The sequence below is a fragment of the Bradyrhizobium sp. IC3195 genome (assembly GCF_020193585.1).
In the GTDB taxonomy this organism is placed as follows: Bacteria; Pseudomonadota; Alphaproteobacteria; order Rhizobiales; family Xanthobacteraceae; genus Bradyrhizobium; species Bradyrhizobium yuanmingense.
In genome coordinates, this window is record NZ_JADYVG010000018.1 from 25,543 (window position 1) to 48,657 (window position 23,115).

21 protein-coding genes are annotated in these 23,115 nt (G+C 66.1%); 9 read left to right on the forward strand and 12 right to left on the reverse strand.

The genetic code is table 11. From position 1 onward, the window contains the following. Positions 1 to 177 precede the first annotated feature (177 nt). From I6F09_RS27315 to I6F09_RS27330, 4 genes are all read right to left on the reverse strand, one after another. Positions 178 to 369 carry a hypothetical protein gene (locus tag I6F09_RS27315; protein WP_036006375.1) on the reverse strand — a complete coding sequence of 64 codons (192 nt, stop codon included), beginning with the start codon at positions 367 to 369 and terminating at the stop codon, positions 178 to 180. A 103-nt stretch (positions 370 to 472) separates the two neighbouring features. Continuing rightward, complete coding sequence (locus tag I6F09_RS27320) at positions 473 to 1,381, reverse strand: S49 family peptidase (protein WP_057026307.1); 909 nt, start codon at positions 1,379 to 1,381, stop codon at positions 473 to 475. Positions 1,382 to 1,597: 216 nt separating this feature from the next. Next, on the reverse strand, positions 1,598 to 2,362 hold the full coding sequence (locus I6F09_RS27325) for a methyltransferase (protein WP_036006371.1): 765 nt from the start codon (positions 2,360 to 2,362) through the stop codon (positions 1,598 to 1,600). Then, complete coding sequence (locus tag I6F09_RS27330) at positions 2,355 to 2,582, reverse strand: DUF2007 domain-containing protein (protein WP_008562067.1); 228 nt, start codon at positions 2,580 to 2,582, stop codon at positions 2,355 to 2,357. Before I6F09_RS27330 ends, I6F09_RS27325 begins: the two co-directional genes overlap by 8 nt. 133 nt (positions 2,583 to 2,715) lie before the next feature. Here I6F09_RS27330 and I6F09_RS27335 point away from each other — a divergent pair, with 133 nt between their 5' ends. From I6F09_RS27335 to I6F09_RS27355, 5 genes are all read left to right on the forward strand, one after another. After that, positions 2,716 to 3,723, forward strand: coding sequence for a polyprenyl synthetase family protein (locus tag I6F09_RS27335; protein WP_036006386.1), 1,008 nt, complete (start codon positions 2,716 to 2,718; stop codon positions 3,721 to 3,723). A 383-nt stretch (positions 3,724 to 4,106) separates the two neighbouring features. Then, on the forward strand, positions 4,107 to 4,622 hold the full coding sequence (locus tag I6F09_RS27340; RefSeq protein ID WP_225189487.1) for a helix-turn-helix domain-containing protein: 516 nt from the start codon (positions 4,107 to 4,109) through the stop codon (positions 4,620 to 4,622). Between the two features lies 1 nt (position 4,623). Next, a complete protein-coding gene (gene fabF, locus I6F09_RS27345; RefSeq protein ID WP_225127807.1) occupies positions 4,624 to 5,886 on the forward strand; it encodes a beta-ketoacyl-ACP synthase II in 1,263 nt (420 codons plus the stop codon). Positions 5,887 to 5,930: 44 nt separating this feature from the next. Further along, positions 5,931 to 6,563: a LysE family translocator gene (locus I6F09_RS27350; protein WP_225189488.1), complete on the forward strand. Its 633-nt coding sequence runs from the start codon at positions 5,931 to 5,933 to the stop codon at positions 6,561 to 6,563. After that, complete coding sequence (locus tag I6F09_RS27355) at positions 6,556 to 7,431, forward strand: alpha/beta hydrolase (RefSeq protein ID WP_109144971.1); 876 nt, start codon at positions 6,556 to 6,558, stop codon at positions 7,429 to 7,431. The genes I6F09_RS27350 and I6F09_RS27355 overlap by 8 nt, the downstream gene beginning before the upstream one ends. Here the strand turns inward: I6F09_RS27355 and I6F09_RS27360 are convergent. The 3 genes from I6F09_RS27360 to I6F09_RS27370 all read right to left on the reverse strand — a co-directional run bounded on the left by I6F09_RS27360 (position 7,428) and on the right by I6F09_RS27370 (position 12,142). After that, on the reverse strand, positions 7,428 to 8,312 hold the full coding sequence (locus I6F09_RS27360; RefSeq protein ID WP_225136609.1) for a 4-(cytidine 5'-diphospho)-2-C-methyl-D-erythritol kinase: 885 nt from the start codon (positions 8,310 to 8,312) through the stop codon (positions 7,428 to 7,430). The two genes, I6F09_RS27355 and I6F09_RS27360, sit on opposite strands and share 4 nt — an antisense overlap. An 84-nt stretch (positions 8,313 to 8,396) precedes the next feature. Next, positions 8,397 to 10,193 carry a tetratricopeptide repeat protein gene (locus I6F09_RS27365; protein WP_036024894.1) on the reverse strand — a complete coding sequence of 599 codons (1,797 nt, stop codon included), beginning with the start codon at positions 10,191 to 10,193 and terminating at the stop codon, positions 8,397 to 8,399. 287 nt (positions 10,194 to 10,480) lie between these two features. Beyond that, positions 10,481 to 12,142 (reverse strand): electron transfer flavoprotein-ubiquinone oxidoreductase, encoded by a 1,662-nt coding sequence (locus I6F09_RS27370; RefSeq protein ID WP_225189489.1) that lies wholly within the window; start codon positions 12,140 to 12,142, stop codon positions 10,481 to 10,483. A gap of 135 nt (positions 12,143 to 12,277) precedes the next feature. On the opposite strand from I6F09_RS27370, the gene I6F09_RS27375 reads away from it, so the two are divergent. Beyond that, positions 12,278 to 13,087, forward strand: a complete 810-nt coding sequence (locus I6F09_RS27375; protein WP_225189490.1) for a uracil-DNA glycosylase — start codon at positions 12,278 to 12,280, stop codon at positions 13,085 to 13,087. 128 nt (positions 13,088 to 13,215) lie between these two features. Here I6F09_RS27375 and I6F09_RS27380 read toward each other — a convergent pair whose 3' ends face one another. The 4 genes from I6F09_RS27380 to I6F09_RS27395 form a co-directional block, all read right to left on the reverse strand. Continuing rightward, complete coding sequence (locus I6F09_RS27380) at positions 13,216 to 14,724, reverse strand: glycosyltransferase family 39 protein (RefSeq protein WP_225189491.1); 1,509 nt, start codon at positions 14,722 to 14,724, stop codon at positions 13,216 to 13,218. 206 nt (positions 14,725 to 14,930) lie between these two features. Next, complete coding sequence (locus I6F09_RS27385; RefSeq protein WP_225189492.1) at positions 14,931 to 15,788, reverse strand: ribonuclease HII; 858 nt, start codon at positions 15,786 to 15,788, stop codon at positions 14,931 to 14,933. Between the two features lie 77 nt (positions 15,789 to 15,865). After that, positions 15,866 to 16,321 carry a VOC family protein gene (locus tag I6F09_RS27390; RefSeq protein ID WP_109144976.1) on the reverse strand — a complete coding sequence of 152 codons (456 nt, stop codon included), beginning with the start codon at positions 16,319 to 16,321 and terminating at the stop codon, positions 15,866 to 15,868. Between the two features lie 24 nt (positions 16,322 to 16,345). Beyond that, complete coding sequence (locus tag I6F09_RS27395; protein WP_225189493.1) at positions 16,346 to 17,509, reverse strand: PA0069 family radical SAM protein; 1,164 nt, start codon at positions 17,507 to 17,509, stop codon at positions 16,346 to 16,348. A gap of 210 nt (positions 17,510 to 17,719) precedes the next feature. Between I6F09_RS27395 and I6F09_RS27400 the strand changes: the two genes are divergently transcribed. Next, positions 17,720 to 20,134 (forward strand): phosphoketolase family protein, encoded by a 2,415-nt coding sequence (locus I6F09_RS27400; protein WP_225189494.1) that lies wholly within the window; start codon positions 17,720 to 17,722, stop codon positions 20,132 to 20,134. 2 nt (positions 20,135 to 20,136) lie between these two features. Beyond that, entirely contained in the window at positions 20,137 to 21,309 is a 1,173-nt protein-coding gene (locus I6F09_RS27405) for an acetate/propionate family kinase (protein ID WP_225189495.1), read from the forward strand. An 88-nt stretch (positions 21,310 to 21,397) separates the two neighbouring features. Here I6F09_RS27405 and I6F09_RS27410 read toward each other — a convergent pair whose 3' ends face one another. Beyond that, positions 21,398 to 22,240 carry an RMD1 family protein gene (locus tag I6F09_RS27410; RefSeq protein ID WP_036024879.1) on the reverse strand — a complete coding sequence of 281 codons (843 nt, stop codon included), beginning with the start codon at positions 22,238 to 22,240 and terminating at the stop codon, positions 21,398 to 21,400. A gap of 252 nt (positions 22,241 to 22,492) precedes the next feature. Here I6F09_RS27410 and I6F09_RS27415 point away from each other — a divergent pair, with 252 nt between their 5' ends. Next, positions 22,493 to 23,068, forward strand: coding sequence for a glycosyl transferase (locus I6F09_RS27415; RefSeq protein ID WP_128263049.1), 576 nt, complete (start codon positions 22,493 to 22,495; stop codon positions 23,066 to 23,068). Positions 23,069 to 23,115: the final 47 nt, after the last annotated feature.

The window sequence follows — 23,115 nt, forward strand, 5'->3', positions numbered from 1 at the left end:
GCGGGACCGTATCGACGGCGGGGATGGGAATCAAGGCGAAGGGGCCGGATTCGGGCGTCATTCCGGGGCGCCCGCAGGGCGAGCCCGGAATCCATTGCGCCGCTCACTCCGTGGTTCGGATGGATTCCGGGTTCTCGCTTCGCGAGCCCCGGAATGACGAACGCGTGGAGGTGTGCCCTAACCCGGCCGGTAAGCTCCGGTCACGGGGTCACGCTTCAGCGTCTGGATATCCCCCATGCGGGCGGCCTCGGTGACGCGCGACAGGCGCATCTCCTCCAGCTCCTGGTTGATCCGGATGGCGGTCTTGTAGGCCCAGCGGACCACGGCAAGCCCGCCCAGGACGCCCGCGAAAGCGACGAACGGCGGCATCGGTCGATCCTCGTCTATGCTCAGCCCCCACACGCATTGTTGCGCAGATGGACCTGCGCCGCAATCGGCGCCGCCCGGGCGAAATGGCGCGGGAGCGCGAGACCTAGAACCCGAATTTCGCCCAAATCGCCCGCGTCTCGACCGCCGAGATCAGCTCGTCCGGCAGCCCGGCCATTGATTCCAGGGCCGAAAGCTGCCCCGCGCCGGGCGATTTCCGGCCCAAAAGGCCGGAGAGCAGCCCGGTCGGCTGCGCAATCACGGGGGTGAGAACCTTCTCACCATAACGGGCACGAAGAGTTGAGCGGAGATCGCCGATGCTGTCGGCGAGCCCCAGCGCGATCGCGCTGTCCCCTGCCCAGTATTCGCCCGTGAACAGCGTGTCGTCCGCTCCCTTCAGCCGGGCGCCGCGGCTTTCCTTGACCAGCGCGATGAAGATCTGGTGGATCTCGCGCTGGATCGCCTTCAGCCTCATGACGTCGTCAGGGTTTTCCGGAAGAAACGGGTCGAGCATCGCCTTGTGCTCGCCCGAGGTGTAGAGGCGCCGCTCGATGCCGAGCCGCCTGATCGCCTCCTGAAAGCCGAAACTGCCGCCGACCACGCCGATCGAGCCGAGGATCGAGGAGGGATCGCAGATGATCTCGTCACCCGCGCAGGCGATCATGTAACCACCGGAGGCCGCAACGTCCTCGACGAACACGAGCACCGGCAGCTTCTTTTCCGCGGCGAGCTGCTTGATGCGCAAGTAGATCTGGCGCGACTGCACCGGCGAACCGCCTGGCGAGTTGATCACCAGCGCCACGGCCTTGGCGTGCCGATAGGAAAACGCGCGCTCGAGCACCCGCGCGACGCCGGCAAGCGTCAGGCCCGGACGCAGCGGCGTCACCGCACCGATCACACCGGACAGCCGCACCACCGGCACGACCGCCGTGCCGGGACGAAAGCGCGCCGGCAGATATTGCATGAGCTTGTCGGCCAGGCCGGAACTCTCACGATCGTTCAATTGTTCGGCCATGGCCTTACCTCTGATTAACCATTTCTTATCACGCGAGTGTCATTGAAAGTGCCAGGAACGTGTTTTGCAGAATCCGCGTTGGGAAGCTGCAATAAGCAGCGGAAGGAAACGCCATGAAGATCTATCTGCTGTTGCTGCTGATCGGTGCGCTTTTTACGGCGCTTCACTTTACGTCGCCGCAAGAGCAGCAGACGGAATCGCTTCCGCAATAAGCGGTCACGGCCTCGCCAGCGGCAACGCCGCCCTCCCCTCCAGAATATCCTTCACCTCTTTCTTCGGCACGTTTGACTCCTCGTTGAGCATGAGGCCCGGCAGCAATTGCGTCGGTGCCCGGCCGCCTTTGACTGCGCGCACCAGCACCCGGATGGCAGGCTTTCCCGCTTCGCCATGAACCGGCAGGATCGCGAGGCTGCCGAAGCCGCGTGACAGCGCTGCCACGACGTCGCCAATTCCGTCCGCGCGCCAGATCAGGGTCAGCACGCCGCTCGATCGGAGAATGCGCCGGGCTGCATGCACCCACGCATGCAGTGTCTCCTCCCTCGCCACATGCGCGGTGTGGCGCGCCTGATCCGGCGAGCCGCGATGGCGTGCGGGGTCGTTGAAGGGCGGGTTCATCAATACGGCGTCGGAACCGTCGGGCAGAAGTCCGTTCGCTGCAAACGCCTGCGCGTCGGCGGTGACGTCGAGCACGATGACCTCGGCAGGAATCGCGTTCGCGGCGGCGTTGGCCCGCGCGAGCTGCGCCAGTTCCGGATCGATCTCGACCAGGCTGAGCCTGATCCCCGCGACGCGCCGCGCCAGCGCAAGGCCCGCCGTGCCGACGCCGGCGCCAAGCTCGACCACGCGGTCACCCGCCTTAGCGTCGGTCGCTGCTGCCAGCAGGATGGCGTCGTGCCCGGCGCGGTGGCCTGACCGCTTCTGCATCAAGCGCAACTGCCCGCCGAGAAACGCGTCCTCGGTAATATCAGCGGCCTCAATCATCGCCGCGCAGTTCGTGGCTGAGGCCTGCCTCGGTGAGGAGCGCCCTGGCTTCCTCGGCGTCGTCCTCATGAACCAGGATCCGCCGCGGCAGAATGCCGAGAGACCCCTCGATGATGCTCATGTTCTGGTCCAGCACCAGATGATGGATGTTGGCGCCGTCGAGCAGCGCGCCAATCGCCGACACCAGCACCATATCGTTGGTCCGAACCAGTTCACGCAAAACGGAGGTCTCCTGCCTGAAAGTGGCTAACGCGGCAAATGTCAATGGTTCCGCGGCCCTTGCCGCATCCGCCGCCAGTTTCTATTGTATTTCCATCAGAATAGCCCTTCCGGGGCAAATATTGGAGACCGGCGTGGCCGTCATCGTACCTTTCGAAACCCCCGGCGCGTCGATCGAAGAGCTGGTTGCCCTTGTCGCTCCCGATATGGAGCGCGTCAATGCCACGATCCTGTCGCGGACGGGCTCCGACGTGACCATGATCCCTGAAGTGGCCAACCACTTGATCTCCTCGGGCGGCAAGCGCCTGCGCCCGATGCTGACGCTCGCCATGGCCAACCTCGCCGGCTACACCGGTGACGGCCACATCAAGTTAGCTGCCAGCGTCGAGTTCATGCACACCGCCACCCTGCTCCACGACGACGTGGTCGACGAGAGCGAGATGCGCCGCGGCAAGCTGTCGGCGCGCATGCTCTGGGGCAACGAGGCAAGCGTGCTGGTCGGCGACTTCCTGCTCGGCCAGGCCTTCCGCATGATGGTCGAGGTCGGCTCGCTGCGCGCGCTCGACATCCTCTCCGCGGCGGCCGCCACCATCGCCGAGGGCGAGGTGATGCAGCTCGCCGCCGCCAAGAACACCGCGACCACCGAGGACGAATATCTCGCCGTGATCCGCGGCAAGACCGCCGAATTGTTCGCCGCCGCCTGCGAGGTCGGCCCCGTGATCGCGAACCGCCCGAAGGCGGAGCAGACTGCCTGCCGCTCGGTCGGCATGAATCTCGGCATCGCCTTCCAGCTCGTCGACGACGTGCTCGACTACGGCGGCAAGAGCGCCAAGCTCGGCAAGAACACCGGCGACGATTTCCGCGAAGGCAAGATCACGCTGCCCGTCGTGCTCGCCTTCCGCCGCGGCAACGACACCGAGCGCGCCTTCTGGATCCGGGCGCTCGAGCGCGGCGAGATCGGCGATTCCGATCTCGATCACGCCATCGGCCTGATGAACAAGCACCGCGCGCTCGAGGACACGCTGATCCGCGCCCAGCACTACGGCGCCATGGCCGTGGATGCGCTGGCGCTGTTCCCGCCCTCGCCGATGAAGAGCGCGCTGGAGCAGGTCGTGGCGTTCTGCTTGGCAAGATCGCATTAGGCGACTGACGCTCACGCTTTGCGCGCTCCCCGCACCCGTCATTGCGAGCGTAGCGAAGCAATCCAGAATCCCGCCGCGGAAACAGTCTGGATTGCCTCGCTGCGCTCGCAATGACGGAGTACGCCGCGACGGCACCGCTCGCTCTCGTGTCCCGGACACGCTGCAGCGTGAAACGCTGCTGCGCAGAGCCGGGACCCATGCGACATCCGCAATCATGATCAATATGGGCCCCGGTTCTGCAGCGCACCGCTAAGAGGCGCTGCGCTGCGTCCGGGGCACGAGAGCGCGCTTCATCTCACCAGCAGAACCCAGCCGCACTCGCTCCACATGCCTCCCCGCTCAGTCACTTGCATTTTGCAAGTTACTGACCTACCTTGCCCGCCATGCAGCCCAAATCCCCTTCCATCCTGGAATGCCCGGTCGGCCGCGCGGTGGAGACGGTCGGCGAATGGTGGAGCATCCTAATTCTGCGCGATGCGTTTCAGGGTGCGACGAGGTTCGACGAGTTCTCGCAAAGCCTCGGCATTGCGCCGAACATCCTGTCGCGGCGGCTCTCGCATCTCACCGAAAGCGGCATGTTCGTGCGTCGCCGCTATCAGGAGCGCCCGCCGCGCTACGAATATGTGCTGACGGACAAGGCGCGGGATTTCTTCCCGGTGATCGCTACGCTGCTCGCCTGGGGCAACAAGCATCTGGCGCCGAAAGGCGAATCCATCCTGCTGGCGAACCGGAGCGACGTCCGCCCGCTCGAGCCGATTGTGGTCGATGCCGCCGACAAACGCCCGATCACGCTGGCCAATGCGGTCGTCATCGCAGGTCCCCGCGCCAGCCGCGGCATGCGCGCACGGCTCGCTTCGCTCAAGGCCATGAACCCGGCCGTCGCGCCGGCTGGAGACTGACATGCGTCGTATCGTCGTGACGGGAATGGGCGCGGTGTCGCCGCTTGGCTGCGGCGTCGAATTGACGTGGCGGCGGCTGCTCGCCGGGCAAAGCGGGCTGCGCCCGTTGCCGGAATGGGCAGAGGCGCTGCCGGCGCGCATCGCAGGTCTCGTGCCCGACAAGGCCGATGATGCCGAAGGCGGTTTTGATCCGGCGCAGGCTGCCGCGCCCAAGGATCAGCGCAAGATGGACCGCTTCATCCTGTTCGCGCTGCTCGCGACGGCAGAAGCCGTCGCGCAAGCCAAATGGACACCGCAGGATGCTGGCGCGCTCGAGCGCACCGCGACGATCATCGCCTCTGGCGTCGGCGGCTTTCCCGCCATGGCGGAGGCGGTGCGCATCACCGCGCAACGCGGCGCGCGCCGGCTGTCGCCGTTCACGATCCCCTCGTTCCTCGCCAATCTCGCCGCCGGCCACGTCTCGATCAAGTACGGCTACAAGGGCGCGCTGGGCGCGCCGGTCACGGCCTGCGCCGCCGGCGTGCAGGCGATCGGCGATGCCGCGCGCATGATCCGATCAGGCGAAGCTGACGTTGCGATCTGCGGCGGCGCGGAGGCCTGCATCGATATCGTCAGCCTCGGCGGCTTTGCGGCCGCGCGCGCGCTGTCGAGCGGCTTCAACGACGAGCCCGCGCGCGCCTCGCGTCCGTTCGATCGCAACCGCGACGGTTTCGTGATGGGCGAAGGCGCCGGCATCCTGGTGATCGAGGCGCTGGAGCATGCGCAGGCGCGCGGCGCGACGCCGATCGCCGAGATTGTCGGCTACGGCACGACCGCGGACGCCTATCACATGACCTCGGGGCCGCCGGATGGCGATGGTGCCCGCCGCGCCATGGAGATCGCGCTTCGGCAGGCCAAGCTTGCGCCCGCGGATGTGCAGCACCTGAACGCGCACGCGACCTCGACACCGGCCGGCGACGAAAGCGAGCTAGGCGCCATCGGCGCGCTGTTCGGCCGCAACTGCGGCATTGCCGTGAGCGCGACCAAATCGGCCACGGGTCACCTGCTCGGCGCCGCCGGCGGGCTGGAAGCGGTTTTCACCGTGCTCGCGTTGCGCGACCAGATCGCGCCGCCCACGCTCAATCTCGAAAACCCCGATGCGGGCGCTGAAGGCATCGATATTGTCGCAGGTAGCGCGCGGCCGATGCCGATGCAGCATGCCATCTCCAACGGGTTCGGCTTCGGCGGGGTCAATGCCAGCGTGATCTTGCGCCGGCTGGGCTAAGCAAGAGGTCTTGCAATCGCCGCCGGCTTCGCTACGAAAACGGCATGATCGAAACGAATTTCTGGCTGTTCCTGGCCGCAGCTCTTCTCATTGCCGCCGTTCCCGGCCCTGGCATTTTTTACGTCGCGGCGCGAACCTTGTCGGAGGGGCGTGGCAGCGGCTTCGCCTCGACCGCGGGCACGGCGCTGGGCGGACTGGTTCATGTGGTCGCGGGCAGCCTCGGCATCTCCGCCATCATCCTGGCCAGCGCGGAGTTGTTTGCCGCCGTGAAATTCGTCGGCGCGCTCTATCTGGTCTGGCTCGGCATCAAGACGTTTCGCAGCGCCGGCAACAACCTGTCGCTCGGGAGCGAGCCGATCGGCGACAAGCGCGCGTTTCACGACGGCGTGCTGGTCGAAGCGCTCAATCCGAAGACCGCGGCATTCTTCCTCGCCTTCATTCCACAGTTTCTCGATCCGTCGGACTCGAACCCGACGCTGCAATTCATCCTGCTCGGTGCGATCTCCGTGGCCCTGAACACGCTCGCCGATGTCGTGGTGGTGCTGATGGCCTCCGCGACGCGCGCGCAGCTGACCGGACGGCCGCTTCTGATGCGTCGCCTCACGCAGGGCTCCGGCGTCTTCATCGCGGGCCTCGGCCTCTCGCTCGCCCTGGCGCGGCGGCCGGCCAATGGCTAGCGCCCCGCAAAGCCGCTTCTATGAATCGCACGGCCTGCGGCTGCACTACGCCGACTGGGGCAACGAGGGCGCACCCACCGCCATCCTGGTGCACGGCGGCCGCGATCATTGCCGCAGCTGGGATCACATCGCGCGCTCGCTGCAACCGCATTTTCGCGTCGTTGCGCCCGATCTCCGTGGTCACGGCGATTCCGACTGGACGAAAGGCGGCAGCTACGCACTCACCGAATATGTCTACGATGTCGCGCAGCTGGTTCGCACCTTAGCCACGCCTCAGGTCACTCTCATCGGCCATTCGATGGGGGGCATGGTGAGCCTGATCTTTTCGGGCGCATTCCCCGAACAGGTCACGAGGCTCGTCGTCCTCGACGGCGTGACCATGTTGCCGGACACACCGAAGCCGCCGGCGCATGAGCGCATCGGCAGATGGGTCGGCCAGCTCGACAAGCTCCAAGACCGCACCCCGCGCCGCTATCCGAGCCTCGAGGACGCGGCCGCGCAGATGGTGCTTCACAACAAGCGCCTGTCACGGGACCTCGCGCTGCATCTCGCCAGGCATGGCGCGCGGCAGAACGAGGACGGCAGCTACAGCTGGAAATTCGATCCCTATCAGCGCGCCTCCGCGCCACATCGGCTCTGGCCCGACGATCACATCGAGCTGTGGTCGCGGATCACGTGCCCGACGCTGCTGCTCAATGCCGGCGAAAGCTTTCTAGCGGGCGCTCGCTCCGCCGGCCTGGAGCGATACTTCCAGAACGCGCGCGTTAAGACTATTGCCGGGGCGGGACACTGGCTGCAGCACGACAAGCCGCAGGAGGTGTTGGGTGAGATCCGGCGGTTTCTCGAGCTCAACGAGGACGAAGGCTAGCTCAACGTGCCCGCATGCACCCACCAGCCGGGGTGATCGCGCCGGATCGTTTCGGCCGCGGCATGTGCCTCCTCAGATGCGCCGTAGATCGCAAAGCACGTCGCGCCCGAGCCGGACATGCGGGCGAGCTTGACGCCGGCGGAATCGCGCAAGGCGTCCAGCACCTCGCCGATCACAGGCTCGATCCGCAGCGCGGGCGCTTCGAGATCGTTGGCGACGGTCTCGAGAACCTCGACCCAATCGGAAATCGAGGCGCCTTCGCCGGGCCAGGCCGGTGCGCGGATGACGTCGGTGACGCCGACCAGGAGCTCGCCGTTGCGCAGGCCCAGCGCCTGGAACACGTCCTTGGTGGCAACAGGCATGCGCGGATTGACCATGACGCAAGGCATGCTCGGCAGCGCGAGCGGCAGCAGCTGCTCGCCGACGCCGGTCATGTCGCAGGCGCGCGAGAGGAGGCACACCGGCACGTCGGCGCCGGTCGCGAGCGCGACCTTCTGAATGCGGGGATCATCGAGCGACAAATCGTTGAGACGCGCCAGGAGCCGCAGCGCGGCCGCGGCATCCGCCGAGCCGCCGCCGATCCCGGCTGCAACGGGGAGCACCTTGTCGAGCGCGAAGGCGCCAAGCTGCAGGCCAGGGATCGCCTCGGCAAGGAGCTTGGCGGCCTTGAGCACGAGATTGTCGGCTGTGTCGCCGCAGGCGGCAGCCAGCGGCCCAGTCGTGGTGAGCTTCAGCTCCCCGCCGGGCTCCAAGGTGAGCCGGTCGGCGCAGTCGGCAAACGCGACCACGCTTTCGAGATCATGATAACCATCGGCACGACGGCCGACGACGCGAAGGCTCAAATTGACCTTCGCCCGTCCCTCTTCAATCAACGCCGACATTGGCGATCAGCCCCCAAGACTCACTTGTTTGCGCATGATCTGATCGGAAAACCGCTCCACACTTTTCCGGATCATGCGCCTAGCTTAGCCGCCCTTGCCGTCGTCCTTCTTCTTTTCGGCCTGCGCCGCAGAAGAGTTCGAATTGTCGTCGGGAAGGCCGTTGGCGATCTTGGCCTCGATCTTCGGCAGCTCTTCCGGCTCGGGCTTGAGATCGCGCGCATGCGACCACTGGAATTTTGCCTCCAGCGTGCGGCCGACGCGCCAATAGGCGTCGCCGAGGTGGTCGTTGATGGTCGGATCCTCGGGCTTGAGATCGATCGCGCGCTCGAGGTTCTTCACTGCCTCCTCGAAATTGCCGATGCGGTAATAGGCCCAGCCGAGGGAATCGACGATGTAGCCGTCGTCGGGACGCTGCTCGACGGCCCGCTTGATCATCTTCATGCCTTCGTCGAGATTCACGCCCTGGTCGATCCAGGAATAGCCGAGATAGTTGAGGACGTGCGGCTGATCGGGCTGCAGCTCCAGCGCCTTCTTCATGTCGGCCTCGGCCTTGGCCCATTGCTTGGAGCGCTCCTGGCAGATGCCGCGATAATAGTACCAGACGCTGTTGGCCTTGTCGTTGCCGGGCGGCAGCACCTCGATGCCTCGTGAATAGGTCGCGCCGCAATCGCCGAACCGCTTGCGGCCGCGCTCGATGTTGCCGAGCGCCATGATGGCTTCGAGGTCCTTGGGATCCTCCGAGGTGACGCCCTTGAGGATCTTGATCGCCTCGTCGGTGCGGTCGGCGGAATCGAGATCGATGGCGAGCTGAATTTGCGCGTTACGCTTGAGCGGCGAGTTGGCGGGCACGCGCTCGTAGACCTTGATCGCCATCTTCGGCCGCTTGACTGATTCGTAGAGATCGGCGAGCGACAGCAGTGCCAGCGGATGCGTCGGCTGCAGGTAGAGCGAGAGCTGGAGATAGACCAGCGCCAGATCCTCGCCACCGCGGCGGGTCAGCGTCGCGCCGATGCCGTAGAGCGCTTCGGCGGCGCCGGCCTGCGCGGAATCGACCAGCGGCGGCATCTTCTTGCCGGCCTTGGTCTCGCGCAGGCCTTCCTGGATCAGCGGATGGCGCGCGAGCTTCTTGTCGAAGGCCTGATAGATGTTGGTAGCCGCGGCGGAATCCTTGTTGCGCGACAGCCAGCGCGCATAGGCCTCGGTCACGCGCAGCATGGAATCGTCGAGCTTGTAGGCGCGCTCGAAGCGCGTGCCGGCGTCCTTCTCCTTGCCGGAGAGCTCCAGGATCATGCCGGTGTGGAGATCCTTGAACAGCGGATACCATTCCGGACCTGTCAGCTTGTCGATGGTGGCGACACCACCCTTGGCATCGCCCGCACCATAGGCGGCCCAGCCCGACAGCAGCGTGGCGACGAGATCGGTGATCGGACCACGGATCGACTGGTTGATGTTGGTCTGCGCCGCGACGTACTTCTTCAGCTTGAGATCGTGCACGCCGACGACGAGACGGGCGACGCGGTTGGTCTTGTCGATGGTGAGGATGCGCTCGGCGAGCTTGACCGCCTCCTCGATGTCGCCGTCGGCGACCGACGAGATGAAGGCACGGTCGAGCAGCTCGTTGTTCTTGGGATCGGTGCGGAGCGCCGAACGGTAGAATGCGGCGGCCGAGGTCGCGTCGCGCTCAACGCTAGCATGGCGGGCGGCGAGATAGCTGCCGGCGCCGGTGAGCGACTTCAGATCGTTTCGCGTCGGAAATTGCGCCGCCGTGTTTTCCGGATGATCCGGCGTCTGCGCCAGGACCGCGCCGGGGACCGTCGCGATCGCGGTGCCCATGAGGGCGATGGCGGCAGCAGTCCAGCGGTTGAAACGATTTGAAAACATCGGGGCTCGCCTTGAGTTGGGTGGTGCCTGGGTTTGCAGCAGAAGACCGTATCGCAAGCGAACGCGGCCGGTGACATCCGGGCCCGGAACCGTCAGGCCGACAATGCCGCTTTTGGCGCTTCGCCGCAAGGATTCGGACCCGGGAAGATCCCCTCCGCACGCCCAAACCGGCCCATTGAAACCGCGCCAGCGCCCCAAGACGCCGCCACTATGGCCTTATCGTGGCCGCGGCGGGTCGCCGCAGCCCCGTCCTCACGGGAACGTGCGCCTGGTCACCTGCGATGTCCTCACATCGCCTCGTAGTTCGGGCCGCCGCCGCCCTCCGGGGGAACCCAAGTGATGTTGCCGTTGGGATCCTTCACGTCACAGGTCTTGCAGTGAACGCAGTTCTGGGCGTTGATCTGGAAGCGCGGGCCGGAGCCCTCCTCGATCCATTCATAGACGCCAGCCGGGCAATAGCGGTTCGAGGGGCCGGCATAGACGTCGTGCTCGGAGCTCTTCTGGAGGTTCATGTCGGTGACCTTCAGATGGATCGGCTGGTCCTCCTCGTGATTGGTGTTGGACAAAAACACCGAGGACAGCTTGTCGAACGTGATCTTGCCGTCGGGCTTCGGGTAGTTCCTGGGCGCGTGGCTCTTGGCCGAATCGAGCGTGGCGCGGTCAGGCTTGACGTGCGACTGCGTGCCAAACAGTGAGGCGCCGAATAGCGTATTGCACCACATGTCGAAGCCGCCTAGCGCGACGCCGAGCACGGTGCCGAACTTCGACCACAATGGCTTGACGTTGCGGACCAGGAACAGGTCCTTGCCCACCGATGAGGAACGCCAGGCGTTCTCGTATTCGACGAGCTCGTCATTGGCGCGGTCGGCGGCGAGCGCGGCCGCAACATGTTCGGCAGCCAGCATGCCGGTGCCCATCGCATTGTGCACGCCCTTGATGCGCGGCACGTTGACGAAGCCGGCCGCGCAGCCGATCAGCGCGCCGCCGGGGAAGCTCAGCTTCGGCACCGACTGATAGCCGCCCTCGGTGATGGCGCGCGCGCCGTAGGCGAGCCGCTTGGCGCCTTCGAAGGTGCCGCGGATCGAGGGATGGGTCTTGAAGCGCTGGAATTCGTCGAACGGGGACAGATAGGGATCGTCGTAGTTCAGATGCACGACGAAGCCGACGGCGACGAGATTGTCGTCGTAGTGATAAAGGAACGAGCCGCCACCGGTCTTGAGGTCAAGCGGCCAGCCGAATGAATGCTGGATCAAGCCCTTCTGGTGCTTGGCGGGATCGATCTGCCAGACCTCCTTGAGGCCGATGCCGAACTTCGGCGGCTCGCTCTTGGCGTCGAGCGCGAACTTGTTGATGAGCTGCTTGGTCAGGCTGCCGCGGGCGCCTTCGGCGAACAGCGTGTACTTGCCGAGCAATTCCATGCCGCGGGTGAAGGAATCCTTCGGCTTGCCGTCGCGGCCGATGCCCATGTCGCCGGTGGCGATGCCCTTGACCTTGCCCTCCTCGTCATAGAGCACCTCGGCCGCCGCAAAGCCCGGATAGATCTCGACGCCAAGCGCCTCGGCCTTGCGCGCCAGCCAGCGGCAGACATTGCCGAGCGAGCCGATGTAGCAGTGATGATTGTTCATCAGCGGCGGCATCATGAAATTCGGCAGCTTGATCGCGCCGCCGCCGGTCATCCAGTAGAAGCGGTCGTCCTTGACCTGCGTCTTCAGCGGGCAGTCGGCATCCTCGCGCCAGTCCGGGATCAGCTTGTCGAGGCCCGCGGGATCGATCACGGCGCCCGAGAGGATGTGCGCACCAACCTCGGAGCCCTTCTCCACCACGACGACGTTGAGCTCGGCGTTGAGCTGCTTGAGCCGGATCGCGGCCGACAGACCCGACGGGCCGGCGCCGACGATGACGACGTCGAATTCCATGGATTCGCGCGGGGGAAGTTCTTCGGTGCTCATCTGATCTCAGCCCTTGAGACGGTCCTTGGTCGTTTGCGCCCTCTTGTTTCCGATTTTTCCGGGTAGGACAACCTCGGAATCGCGTTCCGCCGGGATGCAAGGCCGCCCAAGGTGATATAAAAGTCAGACTTTGCCATGATCCCCGAACCCGCACCCACCGTCCGAGAGCTGCTCGCCTTCTATCTGGAGGCCGGTGTCGACTGCACGCTCGCGGAGGAACCGATAGACCGCCTGGCGGAAATCGATGCGCCGCCACCCAGCCCGCGCGCGGCCCCGCCAGCCGAAGCGCCGCGGCCGGTCGCCGCGCCCGCGGTCATGCGCGGCGAAGCCGCGCCTGCACCGGACGTCGCCATCGCCTCGGCACGCGAAGCCGCACGCACCGCGCCGACCCTGGAGGCGCTGCGCGAGCTGATGCAAAATTTCGAGGGCTGCGCGTTGAAGCACACCGCGACGCGACTCGTGTTCGCCGACGGCAACCCGCAGGCGCGCATCATGTTCGTCGGCGAGGCGCCGGGCCGCGACGAGGACATCGAGGGACTGCCCTTCGTCGGGCGCAGCGGCAAGCTGCTCGATCTGATGTTAGGGGCCATCGGCCTCAACCGCACCACCGCCTACATCGCCAACGTCATTCCCTGGCGGCCGCCCGGCAACCGCACGCCGACGCCGCAGGAGACGCAAATCTGTCTGCCCTTCATCCAGCGCCAGATCGAGCTGGTGAACCCGGACGTGCTGGTGACGCTCGGCAATCCCTCGACACAGACGCTGCTCTCGACGCGCGAAGGCATCATGCGCACGCGCGGGCGCTGGTTCGACTACGACACCGGCCAGCGCGTGATCCGCGCGCTGCCGACGTTTCACCCGGCCTATCTCTTGCGCTCGCCGGCCTACAAGCGGCTGGCCTGGCAGGATCTGCGGGCGATCGCGAAGGTGCTGACGGGGGCGTGAGGGGCGGCCGCCCCCTCCCCGTCATTGCGAGCGCAGCGAAGCAATCCAGAATCTTTCCGGAGAGGGACTCTGGATTGCTTCGTCGCAAGGGCTCCTCGCAATGACGCCGGGGAGAGCACGCCCGCAGCTCACGTCCCCTTCGGCCGCACGATGGCCCAGCCGATGCGCAACAGCTGCTGGCGGCCGGTCACCAGCCATTCGAAGGCGCGCGGGACTTCCGGCACGATGCCGGGAAAGCGCTTGAGGATCTCCGGCGGCGGCGTGCCCGCGGTATCGGAGGCGCGCCAGACCACGACGCCGCCGGTCTCGCTGAACTTGGTCTGGCTCATCCACGGCGTCCGCGCGGGGGCGGCGTCGATGAACAAATGCGGCCGGCCGGAATGCAGGGCGATCAGGCTGGCGAGCTGGGTCTCGCCGGCGACGGCGCGCAGGCGATGGTTGGTGCGGCGGGCGAAGCTCTCGTCGAAGAAGTCCGAGATCGCGCGCGCCGGCATCGAGGTCGCAATTTCGCTAGTGCCCATCCAGGGCAGGAACAAGACGCCGAGCACCACGCCGGCGGCGGGCGCGGCAACGGCGGCGGCCCAGACCATGCGGAGCATGCGCGCGCGGCGCATCGCGATGAGATCGCCGGCCGCGACGACCACGGCGAGCCCCGTCATGATCAGCACGACGCCGGGGCCGCCGACGACGGAATCGAGCCCCAGCAGGCCGGAGATCAGCACTGCGCCGAGCGGCAGAGCGAACGCGAAGAAATAGACGAAGTTGCGCGCGAGCGGCTCGACCGGCGGGCGGTAGATGATCGGCGGCTCCTCGCCCTTGCCGGCGAACATTCCGGTGTTGAGAAAGGTCAGCGCCGGGATCGCCGCCGCCCCGAGCACGAGGCCGCCGAGCAGCCAGACCGCATGCAGCGCGCGGTCGTTGAGCTCGGCGACTGGCGGCAAGGCCGGCAGCGTCGGCGTCTCGGCCCGCATCAGAAAGACCGCATAGGGCAGCGCCAGCACGGCGACGACGATTAGCGCGAACAGCGGATCGAGCCCGCGCAGCGTCCGGCGGCCGCCGGCGGTCGTAACCGCGAAGACGACGATCAGCAGCAGCAGGAAGACCGCGGCGGGCGTCGTCAGCAGCAGGAGGCCGGCTTCGATCGACCAGGCGAACCAGGCATTACCGCGGCGCTGGCCGATGATCTGCCAGGAGTGCAGCAGCAAGAGCGCCCAGAGCGGCCGCGCCAGGATCAGCGGGCCGAAGTCCAGCGCCGAGGAGGAGAAGGCCAGCACCGTCATGGTGAGGAGCACGGCAAGCACCGCCTGCTGCGAGCCGACCACGGCACGGGAGAGATGATAGAGCGCGATGAAGGTTGCGATCTCGCAGAGCTGGGCGAGCACATAGACGCCGAGCATGTGGCCGCCGGCGGCGCGATAGGCGATGTCGGCGAGCCAGATGGCAAGCGGCGGGCCGAGATCGGTGCCGACCTGGTATTCCCTGCCGAAGGCCAGAAGGGTCGCGAGAGTGCCGGGCGGGCTGCGGTAGAACACCAGCGCCACGAACAGCCACATCGCAGCCTGCAGCAGCACCGCAATCCAAACGATCAGCCGCGGCCGGGCGCGAATGAGCTCGATGACCAGGGAGGTAAACCGCATGCAACGTCCGAAGGTGCAGCCAACCCGTCCAGCCGGCCCTATTCGCTCACGTCTGTTTTGATAAAGGGCGCCACGGGTTGTGGCAACCGCCGCAGTTCGTCATGCCCGGGCTTGTCCCGGGCATCCACGTTCTTCGTGCCGCTGGTAAGACGTGGGTGGCCGGGTCAAGCCCGGCCATGACGGATGGGAAAGCTGTAGGAGGATCGCTAGAGATTTACGGAAGCGTCGATCTCGACGCTCGCCTCCACCTGCACCTCGACCTCAGTCACCGAGAACAGGTCCTGCACCGGCTCGACGGTCCAGGGCATGTGTTTGGCGCGGGCGGCGGCGACGGGGGCGAAGAAGCTGCGGTGGTGTATGGAGGGGCCGAGGCGATCAAGCGCGTCGAGATGCTCGGGGACGGCATAGCCCTTGTGCTGCTCGAAGCCGTAGCCCGGGCAGTCCTGCGCCAGTGCGCACATCAACCGATCCCGGGTGACCTTGGCGACGATGGAGGCCGCGGCGATCGAAAGCACGATACCGTCGCCGCCGATCACGGCCTCGCAGTCGCATGCGGTGTCGAGCCGGTCGCGGCCGTCGACGAAGACGTGCCTGGGCGCCTCGGGCAGGGCCACCACGGCGCGCTTCAGCGCCCACAGCGAGGCGCGCAGGATGTTGTCGCGGTCGATTCGCGCCGGCGAGGCGACGGCGACCGAGACCTGCGCGGTGGCGCAGATCTTGTCGAACAGCTTTTCGCGCTCCTCGGCGGTCAGGCGCTTGGAATCGTCGATGCCGCGCGGAATGCGGTCGGGATCGAGAATCACAGCGGCGGCCACCACGGGACCTGCGAGCGGGCCGCGGCCGGCCTCGTCACAGCCCGCGACCGGCCAGACGCCGCGCTTGATCAGCGCGCGCTCGCGGCGGAAGCTCGGGGGAGCAACGGCGATGATGCCCTTCTTGCCGGCAGGAACCTTCGCAGCATCGGCCGCAGATATCTTTGCCGCCTTGGCGGGCACAGCCTTCGGCGCAGCCTTTTTCTTCGGCGCGGCTTTGGCTGGGGTCTTGGCGGAGGGGTCCCGAATCATGGCCGGGATCGTGCGCCAGGGGGCTTCGCCAGCGCAACCGGGAACCCACGATATTCCCGTTATTCAGGCCGCCCGCCCTACTCCGCCAGATGCACCCGCCGGTCCTCGCCCACCTCGATGCCGGGTGCGACCACGACTTCCCAGACATGTGCATCGGGATCGGCAAAATAGCCGCAATAGCCGCCGTAATCGGTCGCGTGCGCCGCCTTCAGCAAGGTGGCCCCCTTCTCGACGGCGAATGCCAGCACCTCGTCGACCTCCTCGCGGGTCACGCAATTCCAGGCGAGCGTCATGCCGCGAAAGGTCGTGGGCCTCGGCTGGTCCTCCAAGGACGCGTCCGCGGCGAGCCGATCCCAGTGATAAAGCGCGAGCACCGGACCGCCGGTGTCGTAGAACGCAACCGCCTCGCCGGTCTCCTTCAGCCGGCGCGAGAAACCGAGCGCGTCGTAAAAGGCGATGCTGGCGCGGATGTCGTTCACACCGAGCGTGATGACGGTCAGCCGCGGCATCGGCACAGCGAGTTCCTTGAGCATGCGACACCTCTTGCACGTGTCCGCTCAAAACAGGCTGAGCTGATCACCGTTCCGCTTCGGCCGCGCAAAGTGATCAATGGTCAGCTTGGAGCGCCGCTTGTTGAGGCCGAGTCGCTCGCAGGCGATCTCGAAGCGGCGGCCGATGGTCCAGGCCATCGGTCCGGTGCCCTTCATCCGCTCGCCCCATTTGGCGTCGTAGTCGCGCCCGCCGCGCATGTCTCGGATCAGGGTGAAGACGTGGCGATAGCGGTCCGGATAGTTCGCCATCAGCCATTCGCGGAAGAGATCGCGCACCTCCAGCGGCAGCCGCAGCAGCACATAGGCGGCTTCCTTGACCCCGGCATGGGCGGCGGCATCGAGGATGCGCTCGATCTCGGAATCGTTCAGTGCGGGGATCACGGGCGCGACCATTACCGTGGTGGGAATGCCGGCGTCCGAGAGCTGCTTGAGCGCCTCCAGCCGTTTCGGCGGCGTCGAGGCCCGCGGCTCCATGGTGCGCGCCAGCTTCGGATCGAGCGAGGTGACCGAGATCGCGACCTTGGCGAGCTTGCGCTTGGCCATCCGCTGGAGAATGTCGATGTCGCGCAGCACCAGCGCCGACTTGGTGACGATGCCGACGGGATGCCCTGCGCGCTCCAGCACTTCCAGAATGCCGCGCATGATTTTGCGCTCGCGCTCGATCGGCTGGTAGGGATCGGTGTTGGTGCCGATCGCGATCATCCGCGGCTCGTAGCCGGGAGCCGCAAGCTCCTTCTCGAGCAGCGAAGGCGCCTCGGGCTTCACGAACAGTTTGGACTCGAAGTCGAGCCCCGGCGACAGGCCGAGATAGGCGTGGGTCGGCCGCGCGAAGCAATAGACGCAGCCGTGCTCGCAGCCGCGATAGGGATTGATCGAGCGGTCGAAACCGATGTCGGGGGAATCGTTGCGGGTGATCACCTTGCGTGAGGTGTCGATGGCGACACTCGTCTTGAACGGCGGCAGCTCGTCGAGGCTCTGCCAGCCGTCGTCGAAAGCGACGCGCGCCTCGGCCTCGTAACGGCCGCTGGCGTTGGACTGCGCGCCCCGCCCTCGCCGTCGCGCGCGGTCGATGGCGACGCCAAGCTCGGGGAAATCTGAAGGCGCACCCGCCGGCTCGGAGGGCGCCGTGACCGGCGGGTGCTTGAGAGCATGAGAGGATGCTGGACTCATGCAGCCAAGATAGCACGACATAGGAACAAATCAAGAACACAAACCAAAAACGTGAAAACAACCCCATGCACAGTAGAGCTGCCCAAACTTCGCGCGCCCGCCTTTGACCTCACGCAACACGGCCGTCACGACCATCCCGTTTCATGCCCGACGGATCGATCGCCCCGGAACCGGGTTGGTGACGATCGCGAAGTGAAGGTCGGCAGGAACATGACAATCCAACAAGAAACGGCCGAAGCGAGCAGCGACCTCGATCTGCTCGATCGCTATTGGCGCGCCGCCAACTACCTCTCGGTCGGGCAAATCTACCTGCTCGACAATCCGCTGCTGCGCGAGCCGCTGCGGCCCGAGCACATCAAGCCGCGTCTGCTGGGTCATTGGGGCACGACGCCGGGCCTGAACTTCATCTACGCCCATCTCAACCGCGTCATCCGGGCGCTCGATGTCAGCGTGATCTATGTCTGCGGTCCCGGCCATGGCGGTCCGGGCATGGTCGCCAACACTTATCTCGAAGGCAGCTACAGCGAGATCTATCCCGAGATCGCGCGCGATGCGGATGGATTGCGCAAGCTGTTTCGGCAGTTCTCCTTCCCCGGCGGCATTCCGAGCCATGCGGCACCGGAAACGCCGGGCTCGATCCACGAAGGCGGCGAGCTCGGCTACGCGCTGGTGCACGCCTATGGCGCCGCATTCGACAACCCTGATTTGATCGTCGCCTGCGTGGTCGGCGACGGCGAGGCCGAGACCGGGCCGCTCGCGGCGTCCTGGCACTCCAACAAGTTCCTGAACCCCGCCCATGACGGCGCGGTGCTGCCGATCCTGCATCTCAACGGCTACAAGATTGCCAATCCCACCGTGCTCGGACGGATGCAGGACGCGGAGATCCGCGACCTCTTCCGCGGGTTCGGCCACGAGCCGCTGTTCGTCACGGGCGATGATCCCAAATTGATGCACCAAGCCATGGCCGATGCGCTGGACGTCGCATTCGCCAGCATCCGCTCGATCCAGCAGCATGCCCGCGATGGCCGCACCAGCGTCGAGCGGCCGCGCTGGCCGATGATCGTGCTGCGCAGCCCGAAGGGCTGGACCGGCCCGAAGGAGGTCGACGGCAAGAAGGTCGAGGGCTTCTGGCGCGCGCATCAGGTGCCGGTCGCAGCTTGCCGCGAGAACCCTGATCATCTCAAGGTGCTCGAAGACTGGATGCGCAGCTACGAGCCGGAAAAGCTGTTCGATGGCAACGGCGCGCTCATGGCCGAGCTTCAGGCGCTCGCGCCCGAGGGCGTCAAGCGCATGGGCGCCAATCCGCATGCCAATGGCGGCGTGCTGAAGAAGGAGCTGAAGCTGCCGGACTTTCGCGGCTTCGCGGTCGTGGGGCCGCAGCCCGGCGAGGTCATTGCGGAAGCGACGCGCGAGCTCGGCAAGTTTCTGCGCGATGTCATCCGTCTCAACGAGAAGGAGCGCAACTTCCGCATCATGGGCCCGGACGAGACGGCATCGAACCGGCTCGACGCCGTGTTCGAAGCCACCGAACGCGTCTGGATGGAGCCGACCGAGCCTTACGACGTGCATCTCGCCCAGGACGGCCGCGTCATGGAGGTGCTGAGCGAGCATCTCTGCCAAGGCTGGCTGGAGGGCTACCTGCTCACCGGACGGCACGGCTTCTTTTCCTGCTACGAGGCCTTCATCCACATCGTGGATTCCATGTTCAACCAGCATGCCAAATGGCTGAAGGTGACGCGGGAGCTGCCATGGCGGCGTCCCATCGCCTCGCTCAATTATCTCCTGACCTCGCATGTCTGGCGCCAGGACCATAACGGCTTCAGCCATCAGGACCCCGGTTTCGTCGATCTCGTCGCCAACAAGAAAGCCGACATCGTCCGCATCTACTTCCCGCCGGATGCCAACACGCTGCTCTGGATCGCCGACCACTGCCTGCGCACCTATAACCGCATCAACGTAATCGTCGCCGGCAAGCAGCCGGCGCCGCAATGGCTGTCGATGCAGGACGCGGCGACGCATTGCGATGCCGGCATCGGCATCTGGACCTGGGCGGGCACGGAGGACGGAAAGGGCGAGCCCGACGTCGTCATGGCCTGCGCCGGCGACGTGCCGACGCTGGAGACGCTCGCTGCCGTCGACCTCCTACGCAAGGCGCTGCCGGACTTGAAGATCCGCGTCGTCAACGTCGTCGACCTCATGACGCTGCAGCCGAGGGAGCAGCATCCGCACGGCCTGTCCGACCGCGACTTCGACAGCCTGTTCACGCGCGACAAGCCTGTGATCTTTGCCTATCACGGCTATCCCTATCTCATTCACCGGCTGACCTATAATCGCACCAACCATGCCGGCATGCATGTACGCGGCTTTGCCGAGGAGGGCACCACGACGACGCCCTTCGACATGGTCGTGCTCAACGAACTCGACCGCTACCACCTCGCGATCGAGGCGATCGAACGGGTGCCGGGACTGGCGACCAAGGCCGCTCAGGTGAAGCAGCAATTCCGCGACAGACTGATCGAACACTCCCGTTATGTCCGCGAGCACGGTGAAGACATGCCTGAGATTCGTGACTGGGTCTGGCAAAACAGCGCCGGCGGCAACACGCCGGCCGAGGCCGGCGATTAGCGATGTCGGACACGGTCCTCGTCCTCAACGCGGGATCGTCGAGCATCAAGTTCGGCCTGTTCGATGTCGCGGCGGCCGAGCCTGCCCTGCTCTGCAAGGGCCTGCTCGACGAGCACGAGGCCAAACCCCGGCTGGTGGTGAAGGGCCCCACGGGCGAAGACCTGTTCGAGACAAGCAATCAGGCGCCTGACGGAGCCCGCGGCCATCTGTTCGCGGACGTGCTCACCTTCATTGAGGACCGGTTCGGTGGACGCAGCCTGCGGGCCATCGGCCATCGCATCGTCCACGGCGGGCCGGATTATTCAGGCCCGGAGGTCCTGACAGACGACATCATTGCGAAACTGGAGGCCTTGACGCCGCTGGCGCCGCTGCACCAGCCGCGCTGCCTCGCGCCGGTGCGCACGCTCGCGGCGATCCGGCCCGAGCTGACGCAGATCGCGTGTTTCGACACCGCCTTCCACCACGGCCTCGCGCCGCCGGCGAGCCGCTTCGCCATTCCCCGGCGATTCGAGGCGCGTGGCGTCAGGCGCTACGGCTTTCACGGCCTCTCGTTCGAATATGTCGCGGGACGCCTGGCCGAGATCGCGCCGGAGCTCGTGGCCAAGCGCACTGTCATCGCGCATCTCGGCAATGGCGCCAGCCTCTGCGCCCTGCGCGATGGCCGCAGCATCGACACCACGATGGGGCTGACGCCGCTCGACGGCCTCGTGATGGGCACGCGTTGCGGTGCGATCGATCCGGGCGTGCTGCTCTATCTGCAACAGCACGAGAACATGTCGATCGAGGATGTCCAGCACCTGCTCTATCACGAGTCAGGCCTCTTCGGCGTCTCCGGCTTGTCTGCGGACATGCGCACGCTGCTGGCGAGCCGCGAGGCCGCGGCGCGTGAAGCCGTGGATCTCTTCACCTTCCGTGCGGCGCAGCAGGTCGCGATGATGGCGGCCACGCTCGGCGGCCTGGACTGCCTGATCTTCACCGGCGGCATCGGCGAACATGCCAAGGACATCCGCGGCGCGATCGGCGAGCGTCTCGCCTGGATGAGCGTGCGCATTGACGCCGCAAGCAACGATGCCGCGCGCGAGCGCATCAACGGCAGCGGCAGCATGGTCGAGGTCTTCGTCATTCCCACCAACGAAGAGATGATGATCGCGCGCCATTGCGCGGCTCTGATCTAGGGCGTTATCCCGTTGCGAAAACACCCTCTCCGCAAGCGGGAGAGGGAGTGCACTTACGTTATAGCAATCAAACCTGATCTCATCATGCTTAGTGACCGCGGCCGGTCAGGAGCTGAAAAGTCCCCATCGCGACCTCGATCAGGATCAGCACCACGACGGCGATCTCCAGGCGGAGCGAGCGCTGGGTGTCGATGATATCGGTCAGCGCGTTGGCGGTCTCCGACACCGCGGCGAGCTTGCGCTCGAGCGTGTCGAGGCGCTCCTTCAGTTCGTATTCGTCCTCCAGGCGCGAATAGAGCCGGTCGAGCTCGGGCTTCTCCCAGAGCACGTCGGGCTTCTCGGCGACGGCGACGCGGCCGGCGACCCGCTGCTGCACCAGCAGCGCGTTGCCGATCAATTGCAGGATACCCTTGCGCCGTTGCGGCGTGCGACCGCGCTCGGCGAGCTCCCGTGCAAACGGCTCGATGACGTCGAAGACCGCGGCGACGCGCCGCTCGTCGCGCGCCAGCGACGTGCTCTTGGCGAGTGCGTCCGCAACCAGCAGCAGCCGGTCGTCGGAGAACTTGGCGAGGCAGATCGGCCCGCCCGGCTGGATCGTCTCGCCGGCTTCCTCGTTGCAGAGCTGCGCCTGCGCGATCTCCTCCTCGTAGGGGCTGAACTCTCCGGTAACGCGCGATCTCAGGTTGTCGACGAGGACCTTCTCCTCCGACGGCAACAGCCCGATCAGCACGACGACGCCGTAGCGAAAGATCACGGCAAGGCCGGCATGAACGCGGAAGGCGGCCGGCGTCGAGGACACCAGCGTGCCGATCTCGAGGCCAGACGCGTTGATGCGGTCGCCCAGCATCAGCGCCCGGATCCGCAAGGTCGGCGCGGCCTCCTGCTTCGGCGATGTTGGCGCGGTGCCAACGGCGAGGTGATCGGCGTTCATGCAAAGTCTCTCCCGGGCAGCGAAACGTCGCCACGAAGCATTCGGGGTTAATACCGTCAGGATCGGCTTGTGCCGAAACATTCGGCAATATTACCAGCCGCGCCTGGCACATCTGGCCGCGATGAACTCGCGGCAGTTTACCATCGCACGCCGAAGCCCCTTCCGAAAGTTGCACTCGGCAGCGCGACGGGTTTATGACAACATCATGCAACGCTACGCTTCTCCCGAAGTGCGGAAACTGAAGCCTCAATCATGCTGAGCGTCATCATTCCGACCGAAGGTGTCGAGCAGACGGCGGTCGCAACCCTGGCCGCGCTGGTGCCCGGCGCCACAGCCGGCGTAATCCGGGAAGTGCTTCTGGTCGACGGCACGCGCAACGGCGTTATCGAGCGCGTTGCCGACGTCGCGGGCTGCCGTTTCATCGGCTTCGAAGGGCATTCGCAAGGCGCTGCGCTCGCCGCCGGCGCGCTCCAGGCCCGATCGCCCTGGCTGATGTTCCTGCCTGCCGGCGCTGTGCTGGAAACCGGCTGGATCGAGGAAACCACCCAGTTCATCCAGGCCGTCGCCACCAGCGGCCGGGATCGTGCCGCGGTGTTCCGCTATGCCCGCTCGCCCTACGCAAATACCGCAGTGCGCGACGTCCTCTGGGCGGTGGCGCGCAGGCTCGTCGGTCCGCTCGGCGATCAAGGGCTGCTGATCGCGCGCGATCATTACGACCGGATCGGCGGATACCCGCCCCACGCCCGGCATTCCGAGGCGCGGCTGCTCCGGCGGCTCGGCCGGTCGTCCAGGACCATGCTGCGCAGCCGGATTGTCATGGTCGGCTGAAGCGCCGAGATACTTGCCAACGTCAATCAATTAATTGACAATGGCAA

Coding starts and splice junctions, on each gene's coding strand:
- I6F09_RS27315 (WP_036006375.1), bottom strand. CDS start 369: ATGCCGCCGTTCGTCGCTTTCGCGGGCGTCCTGGGCGGGCTTGCCGTG.
- I6F09_RS27320 (WP_057026307.1), bottom strand. CDS start 1,381: ATGGCCGAACAATTGAACGATCGTGAGAGTTCCGGCCTGGCCGACAAG.
- I6F09_RS27325 (WP_036006371.1), bottom strand. CDS start 2,362: ATGATTGAGGCCGCTGATATTACCGAGGACGCGTTTCTCGGCGGGCAG.
- I6F09_RS27340 (WP_225189487.1), top strand. CDS start 4,107: ATGCAGCCCAAATCCCCTTCCATCCTGGAATGCCCGGTCGGCCGCGCG.
- fabF (WP_225127807.1), top strand. CDS start 4,624: ATGCGTCGTATCGTCGTGACGGGAATGGGCGCGGTGTCGCCGCTTGGC.
- I6F09_RS27350 (WP_225189488.1), top strand. CDS start 5,931: ATGATCGAAACGAATTTCTGGCTGTTCCTGGCCGCAGCTCTTCTCATT.
- I6F09_RS27355 (WP_109144971.1), top strand. CDS start 6,556: ATGGCTAGCGCCCCGCAAAGCCGCTTCTATGAATCGCACGGCCTGCGG.
- I6F09_RS27360 (WP_225136609.1), bottom strand. CDS start 8,312: ATGTCGGCGTTGATTGAAGAGGGACGGGCGAAGGTCAATTTGAGCCTT.
- I6F09_RS27365 (WP_036024894.1), bottom strand. CDS start 10,193: ATGTTTTCAAATCGTTTCAACCGCTGGACTGCTGCCGCCATCGCCCTC.
- I6F09_RS27370 (WP_225189489.1), bottom strand. CDS start 12,142: ATGAGCACCGAAGAACTTCCCCCGCGCGAATCCATGGAATTCGACGTC.
- I6F09_RS27375 (WP_225189490.1), top strand. CDS start 12,278: ATGATCCCCGAACCCGCACCCACCGTCCGAGAGCTGCTCGCCTTCTAT.
- I6F09_RS27380 (WP_225189491.1), bottom strand. CDS start 14,724: ATGCGGTTTACCTCCCTGGTCATCGAGCTCATTCGCGCCCGGCCGCGG.
- I6F09_RS27385 (WP_225189492.1), bottom strand. CDS start 15,788: ATGATTCGGGACCCCTCCGCCAAGACCCCAGCCAAAGCCGCGCCGAAG.
- I6F09_RS27390 (WP_109144976.1), bottom strand. CDS start 16,321: ATGCTCAAGGAACTCGCTGTGCCGATGCCGCGGCTGACCGTCATCACG.
- I6F09_RS27395 (WP_225189493.1), bottom strand. CDS start 17,509: ATGAGTCCAGCATCCTCTCATGCTCTCAAGCACCCGCCGGTCACGGCG.
- I6F09_RS27400 (WP_225189494.1), top strand. CDS start 17,720: ATGACAATCCAACAAGAAACGGCCGAAGCGAGCAGCGACCTCGATCTG.
- I6F09_RS27405 (WP_225189495.1), top strand. CDS start 20,137: ATGTCGGACACGGTCCTCGTCCTCAACGCGGGATCGTCGAGCATCAAG.
- I6F09_RS27410 (WP_036024879.1), bottom strand. CDS start 22,240: ATGAACGCCGATCACCTCGCCGTTGGCACCGCGCCAACATCGCCGAAG.
- I6F09_RS27415 (WP_128263049.1), top strand. CDS start 22,493: ATGCTGAGCGTCATCATTCCGACCGAAGGTGTCGAGCAGACGGCGGTC.